Consider the following 17,626-nt stretch of genomic DNA (forward strand, 5'->3'; position numbering starts at 1 on the left):
AAAAAAAGCCCCGAGTTTTTCGGGACTTTAATTCGTTAATATTCGTCTTCGTTAAAGAAGAAATCATCCTTTGTAGGATAATCTGGCCAAATTTCTTCGATAGTTTCATAAGGCTCACCATCATCTTCTAAAGCTTGAAGATTTTCAATTACTTCTACAGGCGCTCCAGAACGGATAGCGTAGTCTATTAATTCATCTTTAGTTGCAGGCCATGGGGCGTCTTCTAAATGTGATGCTAATTCTAAGGTCCAATACATATCTTTAAACAATTATTAATTCGTCAATTATTCTATTTTCGCAAAGCAGATAAAAAAAAACGAGCTATGCAAATATTTTTTTCAACTATTCACGCGAGGTATCCAAATATTCTCCTCAGTGTTGGTGTCATTACCTAATTTTCGCCCTAAAATGAACAAATAATCACTTAATCTATTCAAATAGACGGTAACTTTAGTGTCAACAAAACTGCTTTCGGCTAATGCCACGGTCAGTCGCTCCGCTCGCCGACATACACATCTGGCTAAATGGCAATAAGATACCACCGTATTTCCGCCAGGTAAGATAAAATGTTTCAGTTCTGGCAAAACTTCGTTCATTTGATCTATCTCAGTTTCTAGCAAAGTAATGTCTTCTTCTAATAGATCTGGAATTTTCATCTTCGACTTTTCAGGGTCGGCAGCTAAAGACGAGCCAATAGTGAACAATCTATCTTGAATTTCTTTCAAAATAACTTTGTGGTGCGGATCAATTTCTTGGCAAGCAATTAGTCCGATGTACGAATTCAGCTCATCTACCGTTCCATAACTTTCTATACGAATATGGTGTTTAGCAACCCTTGTACCTCCAATTAAAGAAGTAAGTCCTTTGTCTCCAGTTTTGGTGTAAATCTTCATACCCCTAGCCCCCAAAAGGGGAATTTATAATGATGGATGCCCAAGTTCCCTTTAAGGGATTTAGGGATTAATTGATATTTTCAAAGTCGTTACCGCTTTCGCGAATGGCTTCTAAACGAGGCGAAACAGACTTCACATCGTCGTTAAGGTAATCTTTTTCTATCAAACCATCTCGCATTCGCACAATACGATGAGCGTGTTGTGCAATGTCTTCTTCGTGAGTTACTAAAATAATTGTATTTCCTTTGCTGTGTATTTCCTCCAGCAAACCCATAATTTCTACGGAAGTTTTAGTATCTAAGTTACCAGTTGGCTCATCGGCCAATATGATAGATGGATTGTTAATTAACGCCCTAGCCACAGCCACACGTTGACGCTGACCACCAGATAACTCATTCGGTTTATGATGTACCCTATTGCCCAAACCTACATTTTCTAATGCTTGCTGTGCCCTAGTATCGCGTTCTTTCTTACCAGCACCCGCATAAATTAATGGCAAGGCCACATTATCTAAAGACGTAGATCTTGGTAAAAGATTAAATGTTTGAAATACGAATCCAATTTCTTTATTACGAACTTCAGCTAACTCATTATCTGTCATGTGGCTAACGTTAATGCCGTTGAGGATATAATCTCCTTTTGTAGGTGTATCTAAGCACCCCAAAATATTCATCAACGTAGATTTTCCAGAACCCGAGGGTCCCATTAAAGCCACAAATTCGCCCTCATTAATGGTTAAACTTACTGATTTTAGCGCATGGATCACCTCGGTACCTATCACGTACTTACGGCCAATATCTTTAATAGTTATGAGTTCTTTCGACATTACTTTTTTTGTTTTTAGACGATGACCTTTATCCCAATGTTACAAACTAATTCGAGATTGTGTCTCTATGGCTTGCTTAACTGATTAATTGTTTAATCGGTTAATTACCTATTATAAACTGTAAACAGCTAACTGTAGATTGGAAACTGATAGCTGTTAACTATAAACTATTTCTCTATAATTTTCGGTACCAAGAAAAAACTTTCATTATGTACAGCAGAGTTTTTTAACCCATCAGCTACGCTAATTTCGTTTTTTGCGATGTCCTCACGCCAAATATTTGCTTCTTCGTTCATATAAACTAAGGGCTTTACTCCTTCTGTATCTAGTTCATTAAGTTTCTCCATAAAGGTTAAAATCTTGTTCATTTCCTGCGTTAGGTTATCAACTTCGTTATCCTTTATTTCAAGTCTAGCTAAATCAGCTACTTTATAAACTGTATTTTTATCTATTATCATTTCTAATTTAGATTTACGAATTACGATTTTAGATTTAAACTGTCAATTAACCAATTATACAATTCATACAATTAACCAAAATCTACAACTTGCTATTAATGCGTTTGTAAACCTCGTTCTTTAAAACCTCATCATTTTCAACAGCTAAGATACTGGTTAAAATTGGTTCATGCACATAAACATCTACAATACCAGGTCTGGTGCCATGTTTTGCGCCGTCATCCCACATTACTTTCCACAAGTTTACAATGCTAACAGGCACAATTGGAATGTTTTTTTCAATGGCTAACCGAAACGGCCCAGACTTAAAATCTTGTAGTACTGGTGGGTAGGCGTCGTCTATCTTTCCCTCAGGAAAAATAATTAAGCTCATTCCATTTTCCAGATTTTCAGCAGCTTTTTTAAATGCCCTAAACGACGAAATTTTGCTTTCACGAGATACTGCAATATCAATAGTCTTAAAGAAAATACCCAATATTGGGTTTTTGCTCAGTTCCTCCTTGCCCATAAAATGATACCTTCCCCTAGCCAAAATGCAAAAAATGATGATATCAAAATTGGAAGTGTGATTAGCGCAAAAAATATAATTTTGGTTCTTATCTAGTCTTTTTTCAAACTTGAAATTGAAAAAGATACCAGAAAGCGCCGATGCTAGGAACGAATGTACGGTTCTAAATTTATTTAAGATACCATAATATCTTGGATGACGCGTAAACCAATAATAAAATGGTAAAAACAACACAAAAAATAGAAGTAGAAATAACAGGCAGATTGCCCAATGTAGCTTACGGAGCAGTTTAATCATCGTAATCAAAAATACAATTTTAGCAGAAAGCACAAATATTTTTTTGAAAACCAAATTGTGCACTCCGTGGGCGAATACGTCCTGCTATCCGCTTTACTTCTCCCGATAAAATCGGGATGCGTGTTCGCTCCTATCAGGTTTATTTCACTCAAAGCAGTGCAAACCACATCCAGTTCTCAACCTTACATTTGTCAAGTAGGGATAATTTAAAATTCCAACTTTCAACATTCTTCACAGTTTTCAGTTTTTTACTTAATTTCGGCCATTATGAAAGAAACAGTTGTTAGCGGAATTAGATCCACAGGAAAATTACATTTAGGTAATTATTATGGTGCGGTAAAAAACTTCATCAAAATGCAAGAAGAGTATAATTGCTACTTTTTCATTGCAGATTGGCACTCGCTAACAACACATCCAACGCCAGAAAATTTACACGGTAATATTAAAAATGTATTGGTAGATTATTTAGCTTGCGGTTTAAATCCGGAAGAAAGTACCATTTACGTACAGTCTGATGTTCCAGAAATTGCTGAATTGTATCTGTATTTAAATATGAACGCCTATTTGGGTGAATTAGAAAGGGCTACCTCATTTAAAGATAAAGTTCGTGCTAGCCCCGATAACGTAAATGCTGGTCTATTAACTTATCCAGTGCTAATGAGTGCTGATATTTTAATTCATAAAGCAACCAAAGTACCAGTAGGTAAAGATCAGGAGCAACACTTAGAAATGGCTCGTACTTTTGGAAATCGTTTCAATCGTTTGTACAACCAAGAATATTTCCCAGAGCCTTATGCCTTCAGTTATACCGAAAAATTAGTGAAAGTACCAGGTTTAGATGGCAAAGGAAAAATGGGTAAATCGGAAGGCGATGCTAATTGTGTTTACCTTTCTGACACGCCAGAAGCTATCCGTAAGAAAGTTTCTAGAGCAGTTACAGATAGCGGACCAACAGCAGAAAATCAAGAGAAACCAGAAGCAATTCAAAACCTATTTGATTTGATGAAGATTGTTTCTCCAGCAGATACCTTAAATCACTTTGACGATTTGTACAACAAAATGGCCATCCGTTACGGCGATTTTAAAAAACAATTAGCGGAGGATATGATTATCGCTACGGACCCTGTTAGAGATAGGATTAATGACATTGCTAACGACTCTGCCTATTTGCAAAAAGTTGCCCGTTTAGGTGCAGAAAAAGCAAGAGAAAGTGCTCAGAAGACAATTAAAGAAGTACGTGAGTTAATAGGTTTCAAAAGTTTTTAATTAATATTGTGACAAGCGTAAGGCGTTTGGCGTTTCTACGCTCATCGCCCTGCGCAAAACGTAATACTCAATACAAATATGCATATAGCAGTAGTAGGCAACATAGGTGCTGGAAAAACAACATTAACTGGCTTGTTAGCCAAAAATTACGGATGGGAAGCACTTTACGAAGCTGTAGATAACAATCCTTATTTAGAGGATTTTTATAGTGACATGAAGCGTTGGAGCTTTAACCTACAAATCTATTTTTTAAATAGCCGTTTTCAGCAGATTGTAGATATCGAGAATAAACAGCGCAATGTAATACAAGATCGTACCATTTATGAGGATGCGCATATTTTTGCCGAAAACCTGCACGAAATGGGTTTAATGACCAGTCGCGATCATGATAACTACAAAGCCATATTTGATAATATTACATCTTTTATTAAACCACCAGATTTGTTGATTTACCTGAAAGCTTCTGTGCCCACTTTGGTGAACAATATCCAACGTCGTGGTAGAGAATATGAAGCGAGTATCCGTATCGATTATTTATCTAAATTAAATGAGAAATACGAAGCGTGGATTAAAAACTATAAACTAGGAAAACTGTTAATTCTAGATAAAGACAGATTAGATTTTACACATAATCCAGAAGATTTAGGAACAGTAATCCAATCTATTGAAGCAGAAATAAACGGTTTGTTTTAGTATTCAAACCATTTTAATCCAAATGATATTCTTTGTTTTGTAGATTTCTACTATTGAACAAAGAATATCTTATATTAATGCTATAAAATCTAAGTAATGAAGAAAGCTGTTATTCCTGCATTATTAATTATTGGCTTAATATACGCCTGCAATTCTAAAACAGAAAAAAGTCTTGGCAATGCCGAAGACTTACAAAAAACGACAACCTTTGCATTTTCTGATATTTCAAAACTAGATACGTTTAAGGTAGCTTTAATTGGAAAGGATAGTAAAGACATGCAATTGTTGTTTACCATCAAATCTTTCGAGGGCAAGGAAATTTACAAGCAGGAAATTAAAACCAGCGAGCTTTTAAAGAATTATATCGCAACTGCGGATATGAAAAAGGAAAATGACAAAATCAAATTCCTAAAAGAAGAAATTGCTTATTTTTTTGAAGAACACCATTTTCTAGAGCCAGCGGTTACTGCGGATGAACAACCTGATAAAAATGTTCCTGACAAAGCTTTTTATGAGGAACTTAAAAAAAGTGGTTTAAATGGGTTTGATTATCGTTTGGGAAAAGACCATAACGTTTACATTGCTTGGTCTGCAAAGGAACAGAAAGTGAAGGTTTACTATAAGTGCTGTTAGTTGTTGGTTAACTGTTTAAATCACTTAACTGTATTTATTTCCTACCGATTTTTACTGATAAACACACTAGGCAAAAATCTGCGGTTCAATCTGCGAAATCAGCGGGTAATTTCAGTTATTATTAACTCGTCTTTTAATTATAATTCCTTTGAATAACCATCGTTGTTGCCTACCTTTGCAGCAATGAAAATCTGTAGAAAATTAGTCGCAGGGTTATTGTTGGTTGGCATTTTAGCCAATTGCTTTAACTATTGGATTATTTCTACCTCCTACCATTTTAACAAATCATACATTTCATCGGTTTTGTGTACCAACAAAGACAAGCCAGAGCGTCATTGCGAAGGTAAATGTTTCTTGGACATCAAACTGAAAGAGCTCGAGCAAAAGAACAAACACGAGCAAGAGCACATGAAACGTGTAATTGAAACGGTAGCTCCATTAAGAGCCTCATGGGTTTTCAAAACCTTCGAAACTGAGGTAGAAACTACAATCCCCAACTACTTACAGCAAAAGCCTGTAGGTAAAACCAGTGTGATTTTCCACCCTCCCAAACAAGCTTAGTTAATTTCTTGGTGGCTTAATAACATTGTTCCAAGTTATTGGGATGAAGCGTTATATCTAAATTTTTCTTTTACGTCATTGCGGGGCACGACCTCGAAGCGGCTATGAAGTAAACCAATATCTCTAAATTTGAGTTTTGCCTATTGGTTTAAGATTGCTTCGTGCTTCGCAATGACGCAGAGCCAGCCACCCAAACTTTCTTATTTAACACGCCCAGTAAGCACTAACGGTGTCACATTGAGCTTGTCGAAATGCATTTTATAAGGGCTTCGACAGGCTCGGCCTGACAATGTGTTAATGCTTTTCTATGGCACAATTCACCATTAAAAATGAAAAAGATTTTAACTATCATCACTATAACTTCTATCCTATTTACTGCCTGCAAAAAAGACAGCACAACACCTGATTATGACGAACAAAACTTAGCTTCATTATCTGTAGAGTTCGATAATATTGTTGGCGGAAGAACATTCGCTCTTAACAATACAACTGTTCCTTACACTAATGCAGCCGGAGAGAAATTTACCATCAGTATGGCACAGTATTTCATTAGCAATATTCAAGTGACAACCACAGCAGGAAAACAATTTACCGTTCCTCAAGACAGCTCATATTTCTTAATTAAAGGTGCTGATAGAGCAACTCGCTTTGCTAAAGTACGAGTACCCGAAGGCGATTACAGTAAACTAACCTTTGTTATAGGCGTAGATAGTTTGCGTAGTACGATGTCTGTAGACAAAAGAACTGGTGTTTTAGACCCAGCAACTGGCGGTCATTCAGGTGGTGGAATGTATTGGGGCTGGAATTCGGGTTATATTTTCTTCAAACTAGAGGGGAATTCTGAAGTAATTACCGACGACCAACAAGGAGACCCAACAGGCAAAAAGCAGTTCAGATATCACATTGGTGGATTTGGTGGCTACAGTGCGCCAACCATCAACAACATTAAAACAATCACTGTCGATTTAAACAATGCAGGTATTGCCAAAGTGAGGAAGGACAGACAAAGCAATATCCATTTATTTGTTGATTTAATGAAGTTCTTTAACGGAACTAATAGCTTCAGTATCAAATCGCATCCTACGGTTATGTTCAGTGAATATTCAACTAGCATTTCTAAAAATTTCAAAGATTTATTCACTCACGACCATACAGAAAATTAATCATGCAAACACGATATATCAAATACCTTTTGATAATTGTGGTTTTTGCATACGCCTGTAAAAAAAGTGAGGATATACAAGAAAAAGTAGAAACATTCTTGGGCTTTCAAAAGCCCAAGAATTTTCCTGAAACAGTTTACAACTTTGCAAATAATCCAGTTACGAAAGAAGGTTTCGAGTTAGGAAGGATGTTGTTTTATGAGCCTAGGTTATCTAGAGATAACACCATTACTTGCGGTTCTTGTCACATTCAATCTTCGGCGTTTACACAACACGGACACGATGTAAGTCACGGAATTGATGACCGATTGGGTACTCGCAATTCTCCACCAATTATGAATTTAGCTTGGAACAAGGCTTTTATGTGGGGTGGCGGTATCTACGATTTAGACTTGTTCCCCATCTCTCCCATTACCGCACACGAAGAAATGGACGAAAGTTTGGAGAATGTATTGAACAAGCTCAAAGCGCTGGACAAATACAAAAGTAAGTTTAAATCTGCTTTTGGCACCGAGGAAATTACTACTGCAAAGTTCTTGAAAGCACTATCACAATTTATACTAATGTGTGTGAGCAGTAATTCTAAATATGATAAAGTAATGCGTAAAGAGGGCAATGCTAGCTTTACTGCAACCGAACTGGAAGGTTACGAACTCTTCAAGCAAAAATGTGCTAGCTGCCATACCGAGCCACTTTTTACAGATAACGGTTTTAGAAATAATGGCCTCGCTCCTAGTCCTATCAACGATTTAGGGTTGTACACAGCTACTTTGTTAGCTACAGACAAGTACAAATTCAAAGTTCCATCGTTGCGTAACCTCAAATATACTGCGCCTTTTATGCACGATGGTAGATTTTTAACGCTAGATGCTGTTTTTACACACTACATGCATGAAGTACAGGCAACAGAAAACCTCGACCCTTTATTAAACAAGGACGGCATGAGAGGAATTGCAATCAATAACGATGAAAAAACAAGGTTGATGGCTTTTTTAAATACACTTAACGACGAAGAATTCATCAATAATAAACTTTTAGCAGAACAATAATGAATTTAAAAAAGATAATCTTACTCGCACTCTTATTCAGCCCTTTAAGCTTATTGGCTTGTGATATTTGTGGCTGTGGTGTCGGTAGTTATTACATCGGCATTTTGCCAGAATACAATAAACGTTTCATTGGTTTAAGGTATCAGCATAAACAATTGCAAACGCATTTAGGTCCACAGGGAAACGTTACGCCACTAACAACTGATGAGACTTACCAAAGCGCAGAACTTTGGGGCGGTTGGAATTTCGGAACAAAGTTTAGAGTTTTGGCTTTTGTGCCTTACAACTTTAATGAGCGGTCTTCGCAAGCTAGCTCTGGCTCAAAAAGTGGATTGGGAGATATTGCCGTGATGGGTTACTACAACCTTTTCACTAAAAGCACCAGCTTTAAAAGTAAGTTATTGGTACACTCACTTTGGTTGGGTGCAGGTGTTAAAGCGCCTACCGGCAAATACGAACCAAGCGAACGATTAGCGGTAACAGAAAGTCCAAACAATTTTCAATTAGGTACAGCCAGCACAGATTTTACGGTTAACGCAGCTTACGATGTACGTTTGAACGATTTGGGTGTAAACTTGAACGTCAATTACAAAATTAATACTGCTAACAAATACGAGTACCGTTACGGAAACAAACTAACAACCAATGCACTGATGTATTATAAATTCAGGTTGTTCCACCAATTAACATTTGCTCCAAATGCAGGTATTTTGTACGAAACCGCCAATAAAGACATTGAAAATAACAAATACGAAGTAGAGGTTTCTGGCGGTCATTCAGCTTCGTTAGTTACCGGTTTTGAATTAGCGATGAGCAAATTTTCATTTGGCGCCAATTATCAAACTATTGTTTCACAAGAGCTGGCAAATAAACGAGCAAAAGCTGGTAACCGTTTAATGTTGCATGTTTCGGTACCATTTTAAAATTTAACATCATGAGAAAATTAAAATATTTATTCCTATTTATCCCATTAACCTTCGCAGCTTGCCAACAAGAAAACAACGAGCAAGCCATCAAGAAAACTATTGATGATTTGCATAACGAAGCGATGGTCATCAACGAAAAAGCCATCAAAACTACTTTTAAATTAGATAGCTTACTAGAAGACAAGCGCCAGCAAAACAATGCAGACACCATAGAACTAACAAAATCGATAAGTCAACTCAACTTAGCAGATGAAAAGATGATGGATTGGATGCATGATTTCCAACTCGATTTTAAAGGTTCTAAAGCAGAAGCACTGAGGTACTGTCAAAGCCAATTGGATAGTGTTAAACAAGTACAAATTCAGTTAGAGAAAGCAATTGAACAAGCAAAACCATTTATAAAACAGTAATTATATAGCCACAGATGCACAGATAGTTTTTGAAATAGCTTTAAGATTGCTTCGTACCTCGCAATTACGCCAATACTACGTCATTGCGAGGAGGAACGACGAAGCAATCTTACAACGTTTAAAAAGTTAAAGAGACTACATCTATGGCATAAAACCCAATTAACAACATGAAAACAACTTTAATAATCTGTATTTTTGCCCTAAGTTTTGGAGCAACCTACACAAGCAAGGCAGTAGAAAAAGACGAAATAATCATACAAACAGACAGCGTTAAAATAGACCCAGTTTGTAAAATGAAAGTAAAATCATCTACAAACCTTAAAAGCATTTACCAAAAGCAAGAGTATTTGTTTTGCGGTAAAGGATGTAAATTGAAATTTGATAAAAATCCAGAACAGTATTTAAAAAAATAACGATGAAGAAGATTTTAGGATATGCAGCCATAGTTGGCTTGATTACACTTGGTGTGGCGTGTACACAAGAAAGAAAACTCCCTTTTTACGGAGATAGAGAAGCAAAAATCACTAAAGATGCTAACGGAAACGAGAAAATAGACACCATTTATAAAACCATTCCAGATTTTAAGTTTTTAAACCAGGATAGCGTTGAGGTTACGCAAGATGCTTTTAAAGACAAAATCTATGTTGCCGATTTTTTCTTTACCTCATGTAGCACCATTTGCCCTATCATGCACCGTAACATGAAAACGATTTTCGATAAATACAAAGACAACAAGGAAGTAATGTTCTTGTCTCACACTATCGATTTCAAGTACGATAAGCCATCTGTATTGAAAAAATATGCGCAGAAATTAGGTGCAGATGTTCCACAGTGGCAGTTTCTTTATGGAAATAAGGAAGAGGTTTATAAAATTGCAGAAAAGGATTATTTGGTTGCTGTACAAGAAGACAGCGAAGCTACAGATGGCTACGTTCACCAAGGTTGGTTAGTTTTAATAGATAAGCATAAACGCATTAGAGGTGCTTATGATGGTACTAAAACCGAAGAAGTAGAAAAACTAAAAGCCGATATGGATATTTTATTAGCTGAAAAAGACTAGTCAAGTGGAAAGTAAAAGGTCGAAAGTTAAAAGTTTTACACTGCGCAAGGCAATTGTTTGCAGCTTATTTTTTGGAGCTATTACAATGGCAATCAATGCTTGCCAAAGTGCTAGCGAAATAGAAATGGCTAAATACATGTCTAATGGAAAGGATATTTATCAGGCCAGATGCCAAAATTGCCATGGAGAAAAAGGTGAAGGTTTGGGAGAGTTAGCTCCCCCACTAACCGATACAGTTTTTCTTAAGTTAAATAAGCAGAAATTAGCTTGCTACATTAAAAACGGCGTTAACGAGCCAATGGAAATTCATGGTAAGATCTACCATGAGAAAATGCCTGCGCTAAGCAATATGCACGATATAGACATTGCTCAGGTTATCGTTTACATTACTAATTCTTTTGGCAGCCAACAAGGTATGTACACTTACCAACAAGTGGCTAATGATTTGAAAAATTGTAATTAAGTATTCGTCATTGCGAGGTACGAAGCAATCTTACGACGTTGTAAATTGAAAATCGCTTTAAGATTGCTTCGTACCTCGCAATGACGTTCATGTTAAAAACTTACGAAGTTTCTAAAACTTCTTAAGTTTAAATTTTTCATCAGTTCTATCGTTCGAAAAGCAATTTAGTATTTCAATCTACGGCTAGTCGGGCTATCCGCTCAAAGTCCTCGTTTCGCTGCACTACACTGTGGGCTTTCCGCTGCTATCCCGTTTATAGAACTTAAAGCACTGCACCAAACAAGGTTGTGTTTAGCAAAGGGCGGTGTAAAATAAACCCGGTAGTAGCGATATACTTTTTGTTTGTTAGTACCGCTTAATTTACTGTCACGCTGAGCTTGTCGAAGCGTTTTTGCTATAAATATCCTTCGACAAGCTCAGGATGACAAGTTCTGGAAAACAAAAAGATTAAGCGGATAACGGGACTGCTTTTTAAAATAGGATACGAATAGTGCTTTTCTAAAAACCTAAACGAAATTAAAATACTACCTTTGTGCTAATGCAAACTGTTCTATCGCTGTTCACTTGTTGAAAAGAGGAAAGTCCGGGCAACAGAGAGCATCTCGCTTCCTAACGGGAAGGGGTTTGGGATTGAAGACCTGAACCACGGAAAGTGCCACAGAAAATATACCACCCAGCGCAGGTTGGGAAAGGGTGAAAACGTGAGGTAAGAGCTCACGAACTTTGTTAGCGATAGCAAGGTTGGTAAACCCCGGGAGTTGAAAGACCAAATAGGCTAACGTACGTAGGGCTGCTCGTCCGATGTTAGTGGGTAGGTCGTTAGAGGTTAGCGGCAACGCTTGCAGTAGATTAATGATAGAAGCCTAACCTTGTGTTGGGAAACAGAACCCGGCTTATAGGTTTGCATTTTTTAAGACTTTAGCCTCACCTATGGGTGGGGCTTTCTCATTTTTAAGTATTCTACTTGTAATATTGGGTAGTTAACTTAAATCTATTTCAATAATTAACTGTTATAAAATCAATTAAGTTAAATAATTAATTACGAAGCTGTTATAATGTTATAACAACGCTTATGGTTTTATCAAAAATTTTATAACATGAAAAAGTTAGCATTATTAATGGTGGCGTTGGGCTTGTTCGTAGCATCATGCGGAACGAGCAGAAGTACTGATTCTACAACAACCGATTCGGTAGGTACAGATACCGTAGCTACCGACACCACTAGAATGGAACGTCCTCAGTAAAGAATAAGCTGTTTAGAATTTAATTTTCTGAACAGCTTACTTATACAAAAACCCAGCTGACGGGCCGGGCTTAGTTAGAGAGGTTATTTAAAACTAATTTTGTAGATCTTTAATTCATAAATTTCTATAGGTAGATGTAGAATCAGCAGAAATTAAATGCTTGAATTGCAAATATATGCAAAGTCACCAAATGGTGACTATATAAAGTGTTTTATTTTTGTAACATTGTACTATTAAAGCAATTGATGGAACGAAAATCGCCTAGTTCTAAGGAACAGAGTAAAGAAAAAAGCAAACAAAAATTATTAGCTGCTGTGGGTAAAATCCTTAAAACGAAGGGTTTTTCTGCGCTAAAAGTAAATGATATTGCTGCTGTGGCAGGATTGGATAAAAAGCTGATCTATAATTACTTTGGCGGAACCGACCAATTACTGGACACTTACCTATCTACCAAAGATTTTTGGAGCAATGTTAAAGGTGACAGAATACCGAAAGATATTAAAGACGGTGGGCAGGAGTTTTCGAAAGAATTGGTATCTGCTCAATTCGATTATATGTTTCGCAGCAAAGAATATCAGAAAATTATCTTGTGGCGATTAAGTGAGCAGCGCAAGTCATTACAAAGGCTAACTACTAATCAGGAAGAAGTTGGAGAAGTGATTTTGCAAAATATAACTGATCCGCATTTTGGTGATAAAGCGGATATGTACAGAGCTGTTATGGCTATACTTGTTTCTGGAATTTATTACTTAAACTTAACTACCGATGTAAACGGAAGCATATTTTGCGGTCTAGATATGAATGAAGCAAGTGGCAGAGCTAAAATTGAAGAAGCACTACACTTTTTGATTGATCAAACTTATAACCTGGTTTAGCATTATTTTTACTAAGCTTAAACGAAATTAATTAGCAACCAGTGGAATAGTAAAACCGAAGGTAGAACCTTTCCCCAGTTCGCTATCTACCCACATTTTGCCACCATGGTCTGTTACTATTTTAGAAGCGATGTAAAGCCCCATTCCTAGACCAGAGTGCGAGTGAATAACATCTTCTGCCCTGTAAAACTTATCAAAAACAGATCGCCTGCTTTCTTCACTTAAACCTATTCCTTGGTCGGTTACTTTGATAACAATGTGTTCGTCTTCGAGTGTACTTTCTAATAGTACCAACGTTTTTTTATCAGAGTACTTTGCTGCGTTGCCTAACAGATTTGATATCACTTGCTCTAATCTTAAAGGATCTATTTGTACCGTTACATCGTCTGCTAATGAAACTTCTAGCTGGTGCTCTGGAAGAATATGCTTCATCATTATAGCGACATCATTGATAAAATGATTTAACTGTACTAACTTCATTTCGTAGACTAACCTACCATTCTCCATACGTGAAATATCTAGCATTTGCTGTACTAGATTAGACAGCTTTGCTGTTTGAAAATCTATCTTCTCTATCAAGTCTTTAATACGGTCGCTACAGTCGTTTTTTGACATGCCGACCAATTGTGTATAAGCCTTAATTACAGTAAGCGGAGTCTTTAGTTCGTGACTTGCCATAGCGATAAACTCATTTTTTTTCTCGTCTATCAGCTTCGAACGTTTAATTTCTTCCTCTTTTTCTACACTAATGCGATTTAACTTTACATTCCTTCTTTTTAAAGTTTCGTAGGCATTTATGGATGTTGCATGTTCTGCGGCTGTAATTAACTCGTCGATTTTTATTTTATTTAGATTGATGGAGCGTGGTATGCCCATTACCATACTTATTTTCTTAGTGCCGTCTTTTTCTTCTAGGTTAAATTCTGGCACTAAGCGTTGCGCATAGTGATAGCCTTCATCGTCGGCAGTTAGCATAATTCCTATAGGAAAATCGAGCTGTGCAATGATATGATAGCGATCTCCTTTTTTGAGCAGACCAATCAGCATAACTCCAGCGTCGGTATGCTCAATGATAGAACGAGATATTTCTGAAACTGCCGTGGCAAACGTAGTTTGTGTAGAGATAGTCAATCCAATTTGTTGTGCTAAATTGAGGCTGCGTTTATACGCTAACACTAAGTCCATCTCGTTTTCGAGCGCAATTTCTAAGATTTTTATCATTTGATTTTGATAACTATAACTGACATATCATCTGTTCTTCTGCCGTGATCTTTATACAAAGCTGCTGCTAAAATACTAGGGTCGTGATTGAGTATCTGTGGATATTTTGTCAAATCCCAACGGGTTTTAATGCCATCTGAACATATAATGGCTACATTGAAATCTAAACTTGTGTAATATTGGTCGTTAAGTGTATTTGGAATGTTGTGTCCAACAATGCCATTATACGACATGTGATTTTTATGCAAATGAGGACCATACAGGCGCAACATGATGTTTCCAATTCCACAGCAAACCCACTTTTTTTCTTTGTGTTCGTAATTAACGATGTGTGCTACAGCTCCACGAGTTTTTTTGATTGCCGGATGCAAAGCACGCAATGTTTCTGATGGACGGCTAAGAGGTTCGATAATTAAAGCTTTAACAGCCGCATTTACTGCCTCATTTGCTGCAGGTCCGTGACCTAAACCATCGCCTAGAAATACCTGAAAACCCTGCGGCGTAATTCTGCACATATATCCGTCTCCACTTACCGTTTCTCCAGGTTTGGCAAGCACTAAAGGTCTTATTATAAACGGTTCTTTTCTAAATACTTGAGGCTTAGTTACGTAAATTCTACTCAATAAAATAGTACCCCAGCCTACCTGACTGTAGATATCAAAGCTGTCTGAAAGCCGCTTGATACTGCCCAGACCGTGACCTAATGTATTTCCTGTAGTAACCCCGTCTTGCAGCATTTTACTGGCATTTGCCATACCAGGACCGTTATCTAAACTAATTAATTCGATATAACTGTCTTTTCCCTTTCCGAATACGCCTACTAAGATCTCACCATCTTTGGCGTATTTAGAAAGATTGGAAGTAATTTCTGAAACAATTATTTCCAATTCGTTCAAACGAGTTTTGGGTATGCCAGCATCTTCGGCAATCTTTTGGATTTCCTTTTTGAGCAGCGCAAAATAGCTCCTATCATTAGCAGCGAAACTAATATGCGTACGATCAATTATCTTGTCCATTTTAAAAGCATCACTACTGTTCCCTCCCCTGGATTACTTTTGATATCAAATTCATCAACTAAACGCTTTGAACCTGGCAATCCAAGTCCTAAACTTTTACCTGTACTGTAACCGTCACGCATTGCCAACGTTAAATCAGTTATGCCAGGTCCTTTATCTGTAAAAGTTAGTCTAATACCATTGTCCCTTCCCCTTGTAACCACTTCAATTAATCCAATGCCTCCATCTGCATAACGCAACATATTACGTACTATTTCGCTAGATGCTGTAATTAACCTAGTTTGATTAAGTAAGCCCATTTTAATTTTAACGGCAACTTCCTTTAATCGATTTCGGAACAGTACTACATCCTGCTCTCTTTGGATCGTTACGGGATCCTTACTCAGCGACAGAATCATCTTCCTCGCTTTCGTCAGTTTCTTCGTCGCCGATCATCATTTTTAGCAAGGCCATACCCTTTTCTACATCTAAAGCGGTATGTACTCCTTTTAATGGTAAGCCAAGCTCTATCAGCGTGATTGCCACAGCTGGCTGCATTCCAACTACTACGGTTTCCGCATCTAATATTTTCGACATACTGGCGATATTGCCGATAATACGTCCCATAAATGAATCGACGATAGACACTGCAGAAATATCAATTAATACTCCTTTTGCCTGTGTTTTGTTTACCATTTGTACCAGATCAGCTTCGAGCGTGAGCGCTAACCTATCATATAAATCAACTTGGATGGTCACTAAAAGAAAACTGCCCATCCTTAGAATAGGAATTCTATCCATTGGCGCTTAATTTTTTGTTAAAACGTTAGTTTTCTTTACTTCCAATCTCAAGGTTTTAAAAGCATAAGCCAATGCCGAAGCTAATGAAGCTTTAGTAATGATACTAGACAAATCGATACCCAAGTGTACAACAGTTTGGGCAATTTCTGGTCTAATACCGCTAATAATACACTCTGCTCCCATCAATCTGGTTGCACTAACTGTTTTAATTAAGTGTTGAGCTACTAACGAATCTACCGCTGGTACGCCAGAAATATCCAAGATAGCAATGCCAGAACCAGTTTCTACAATTTCTTGTAACAAACTTTCCATTACTATTTGCGTACGAGAGCTATCTAACGTACCGATGATAGGCAGAGCTAAAATTCCATCCCATACACGGATAACGGGTGTAGATATTTCGGCAATTTCGTCCGTTTGGCGTAAAATAACCTCTTCCCTCCCTTTAATAAAGGTTTCGAAAGTAATTACGCTTAGATGATCCATGATGCGGTTAATCTTGCGGCTTTCCTCAAAAAGTACTTCGGGTTGATCTTTAATCTCTTCGCTTAATACCTGAAGGATAGCTTCCCTTAGTGTAAAGATGAAATTACCTGTTTCACGCGGCGAGAAACCTTGGCGGGCACGAGTTATGGATATGCCACCTAAAATTTCTATTACCGGATCCCAACTTTCAGATTGTAAGTCTACAGAATTCGACTCTGTTAGATTATTTACCAACGAGTCTACCAACTCTTCAGACTGAATTCTTAAATCTTCGTTACTGATTAGATCTTCTCTGAGCCCGTCATCAGATAATTGATGGCTCATCCAGTACTCTAGAATATTTTTCTTCTTTTTTTGAAGCACTTTGTACGAGGTTGCTGACATTGTTTGTCTATTTATATTGTGATGGTAATTTTTGTAAATATAGCTAAAGGTTTTTAAACAATTCCTATAGTTCAAATTGACGTATTATATAAATCTCTAGACGGAAAAATACTTGATTAGGACCTTAAAACTAGAAAATTAATACCAATATATCGATGATTAAAAATTAATCTTCGGCAATATAATTTACCTCGAAACCTCTATAACTTAACATTTCTGCCGTATGTGTTACAGATAGGTTCAAATTGTAACGTGAAATGAGATTTTTAGCTTCGTTAACAGCTCGATGTAAATCTACAATACCTCTTACTTCGATGCCGTTTGAAAGCACTTTGAATTTTCTAGGTTCGAATTCTTTGATAAATGTTTGTAAGTCGGAGTGCGATTGTTTTGATGTGTCTATCATAGTTTTTA

At 37.0% G+C, this 17,626-nt stretch carries 24 protein-coding genes and 1 other RNA gene; 14 read left to right on the plus strand and 11 right to left on the minus strand.

The genetic code is table 11. From position 1 onward, the window contains the following. Positions 1 to 35: 35 nt before the first annotated feature. The 5 genes from AC23ME_RS11515 to AC23ME_RS11535 form a co-directional block, all read right to left on the minus strand. On the minus strand, positions 36 to 257 hold the full coding sequence (locus AC23ME_RS11515; protein WP_097129232.1) for a DUF2795 domain-containing protein: 222 nt from the start codon (positions 255 to 257) through the stop codon (positions 36 to 38). 81 nt (positions 258 to 338) lie between these two features. Beyond that, positions 339 to 893, minus strand: a complete 555-nt coding sequence (locus tag AC23ME_RS11520) for a cob(I)yrinic acid a,c-diamide adenosyltransferase (protein WP_487727919.1) — start codon at positions 891 to 893, stop codon at positions 339 to 341. 67 nt (positions 894 to 960) lie between these two features. After that, a complete protein-coding gene (locus AC23ME_RS11525) occupies positions 961 to 1,719 on the minus strand; it encodes an ABC transporter ATP-binding protein (protein ID WP_487727920.1) in 759 nt (252 codons plus the stop codon). A 167-nt stretch (positions 1,720 to 1,886) separates the two neighbouring features. After that, positions 1,887 to 2,177, minus strand: a complete 291-nt coding sequence (gene gatC, locus AC23ME_RS11530) for an Asp-tRNA(Asn)/Glu-tRNA(Gln) amidotransferase subunit GatC (protein WP_487727921.1) — start codon at positions 2,175 to 2,177, stop codon at positions 1,887 to 1,889. Between the two features lie 82 nt (positions 2,178 to 2,259). Further along, on the minus strand, positions 2,260 to 2,982 hold the full coding sequence (locus AC23ME_RS11535) for a lysophospholipid acyltransferase family protein (RefSeq protein ID WP_487727922.1): 723 nt from the start codon (positions 2,980 to 2,982) through the stop codon (positions 2,260 to 2,262). 267 nt (positions 2,983 to 3,249) lie between these two features. On the opposite strand from AC23ME_RS11535, the gene trpS reads away from it, so the two are divergent. From trpS to AC23ME_RS11605, 14 genes are all read left to right on the plus strand, one after another. Then, positions 3,250 to 4,248 carry a tryptophan--tRNA ligase gene (gene trpS / locus AC23ME_RS11540; protein ID WP_487727923.1) on the plus strand — a complete coding sequence of 333 codons (999 nt, stop codon included), beginning with the start codon at positions 3,250 to 3,252 and terminating at the stop codon, positions 4,246 to 4,248. 78 nt (positions 4,249 to 4,326) lie between these two features. After that, on the plus strand, positions 4,327 to 4,941 hold the full coding sequence (locus AC23ME_RS11545; protein ID WP_487727924.1) for a deoxynucleoside kinase: 615 nt from the start codon (positions 4,327 to 4,329) through the stop codon (positions 4,939 to 4,941). Between the two features lie 96 nt (positions 4,942 to 5,037). Further along, positions 5,038 to 5,574, plus strand: coding sequence for a hypothetical protein (locus AC23ME_RS11550; RefSeq protein ID WP_487727925.1), 537 nt, complete (start codon positions 5,038 to 5,040; stop codon positions 5,572 to 5,574). Between the two features lie 183 nt (positions 5,575 to 5,757). Continuing rightward, positions 5,758 to 6,135: a hypothetical protein gene (locus AC23ME_RS11555; RefSeq protein WP_487727926.1), complete on the plus strand. Its 378-nt coding sequence runs from the start codon at positions 5,758 to 5,760 to the stop codon at positions 6,133 to 6,135. 329 nt (positions 6,136 to 6,464) lie between these two features. Then, positions 6,465 to 7,298 carry an MbnP family protein gene (locus tag AC23ME_RS11560; protein ID WP_487727927.1) on the plus strand — a complete coding sequence of 278 codons (834 nt, stop codon included), beginning with the start codon at positions 6,465 to 6,467 and terminating at the stop codon, positions 7,296 to 7,298. A gap of 2 nt (positions 7,299 to 7,300) precedes the next feature. Continuing rightward, positions 7,301 to 8,347 carry a cytochrome-c peroxidase gene (locus AC23ME_RS11565; RefSeq protein ID WP_487727928.1) on the plus strand — a complete coding sequence of 349 codons (1,047 nt, stop codon included), beginning with the start codon at positions 7,301 to 7,303 and terminating at the stop codon, positions 8,345 to 8,347. After that, positions 8,347 to 9,270, plus strand: a complete 924-nt coding sequence (locus AC23ME_RS11570; RefSeq protein ID WP_487727929.1) for a transporter family protein — start codon at positions 8,347 to 8,349, stop codon at positions 9,268 to 9,270. The genes AC23ME_RS11565 and AC23ME_RS11570 overlap by 1 nt, the downstream gene beginning before the upstream one ends. Before the next feature lie 11 nt (positions 9,271 to 9,281). Continuing rightward, entirely contained in the window at positions 9,282 to 9,683 is a 402-nt protein-coding gene (locus AC23ME_RS11575) for a hypothetical protein (protein WP_487727930.1), read from the plus strand. Positions 9,684 to 9,850: 167 nt separating this feature from the next. After that, complete coding sequence (locus AC23ME_RS11580) at positions 9,851 to 10,096, plus strand: YHS domain-containing protein (protein WP_487727931.1); 246 nt, start codon at positions 9,851 to 9,853, stop codon at positions 10,094 to 10,096. Between the two features lie 2 nt (positions 10,097 to 10,098). Then, positions 10,099 to 10,743: an SCO family protein gene (locus tag AC23ME_RS11585; RefSeq protein WP_487727932.1), complete on the plus strand. Its 645-nt coding sequence runs from the start codon at positions 10,099 to 10,101 to the stop codon at positions 10,741 to 10,743. Positions 10,744 to 10,828: 85 nt separating this feature from the next. After that, a complete protein-coding gene (locus AC23ME_RS11590; RefSeq protein WP_487727933.1) occupies positions 10,829 to 11,206 on the plus strand; it encodes a c-type cytochrome in 378 nt (125 codons plus the stop codon). A gap of 537 nt (positions 11,207 to 11,743) precedes the next feature. Then, positions 11,744 to 12,118, plus strand: an RNA gene (gene rnpB / locus AC23ME_RS11595) — RNase P RNA component class A. A 185-nt stretch (positions 12,119 to 12,303) separates the two neighbouring features. After that, positions 12,304 to 12,450, plus strand: coding sequence for a hypothetical protein (locus AC23ME_RS11600; protein WP_487727934.1), 147 nt, complete (start codon positions 12,304 to 12,306; stop codon positions 12,448 to 12,450). 245 nt (positions 12,451 to 12,695) lie between these two features. Further along, positions 12,696 to 13,325: a TetR/AcrR family transcriptional regulator gene (locus tag AC23ME_RS11605; protein ID WP_487727935.1), complete on the plus strand. Its 630-nt coding sequence runs from the start codon at positions 12,696 to 12,698 to the stop codon at positions 13,323 to 13,325. A 27-nt stretch (positions 13,326 to 13,352) separates the two neighbouring features. On the opposite strand, the gene AC23ME_RS11610 is transcribed toward AC23ME_RS11605, so the two are convergent. The 6 genes from AC23ME_RS11610 to AC23ME_RS11635 all read right to left on the minus strand — a co-directional run bounded on the left by AC23ME_RS11610 (position 13,353) and on the right by AC23ME_RS11635 (position 17,618). Continuing rightward, entirely contained in the window at positions 13,353 to 14,546 is a 1,194-nt protein-coding gene (locus AC23ME_RS11610) for an ATP-binding protein (protein WP_487727936.1), read from the minus strand. Continuing rightward, positions 14,543 to 15,562 (minus strand): anti-sigma regulatory factor, encoded by a 1,020-nt coding sequence (locus AC23ME_RS11615; protein WP_487727937.1) that lies wholly within the window; start codon positions 15,560 to 15,562, stop codon positions 14,543 to 14,545. The genes AC23ME_RS11610 and AC23ME_RS11615 overlap by 4 nt, the downstream gene beginning before the upstream one ends. Continuing rightward, complete coding sequence (locus AC23ME_RS11620) at positions 15,550 to 15,960, minus strand: anti-sigma regulatory factor (RefSeq protein WP_487727938.1); 411 nt, start codon at positions 15,958 to 15,960, stop codon at positions 15,550 to 15,552. The genes AC23ME_RS11615 and AC23ME_RS11620 overlap by 13 nt, the downstream gene beginning before the upstream one ends. Further along, positions 15,941 to 16,342 carry an STAS domain-containing protein gene (locus tag AC23ME_RS11625; protein WP_487727939.1) on the minus strand — a complete coding sequence of 134 codons (402 nt, stop codon included), beginning with the start codon at positions 16,340 to 16,342 and terminating at the stop codon, positions 15,941 to 15,943. The genes AC23ME_RS11620 and AC23ME_RS11625 overlap by 20 nt, the downstream gene beginning before the upstream one ends. 6 nt (positions 16,343 to 16,348) lie before the next feature. After that, positions 16,349 to 17,212 carry an STAS domain-containing protein gene (locus AC23ME_RS11630; protein WP_487727940.1) on the minus strand — a complete coding sequence of 288 codons (864 nt, stop codon included), beginning with the start codon at positions 17,210 to 17,212 and terminating at the stop codon, positions 16,349 to 16,351. Positions 17,213 to 17,378: 166 nt separating this feature from the next. Then, positions 17,379 to 17,618: a hypothetical protein gene (locus AC23ME_RS11635; RefSeq protein ID WP_487727941.1), complete on the minus strand. Its 240-nt coding sequence runs from the start codon at positions 17,616 to 17,618 to the stop codon at positions 17,379 to 17,381. Positions 17,619 to 17,626 lie beyond the last annotated feature (8 nt).

The organism is Pedobacter sp. T50_32 (assembly GCF_057652195.1).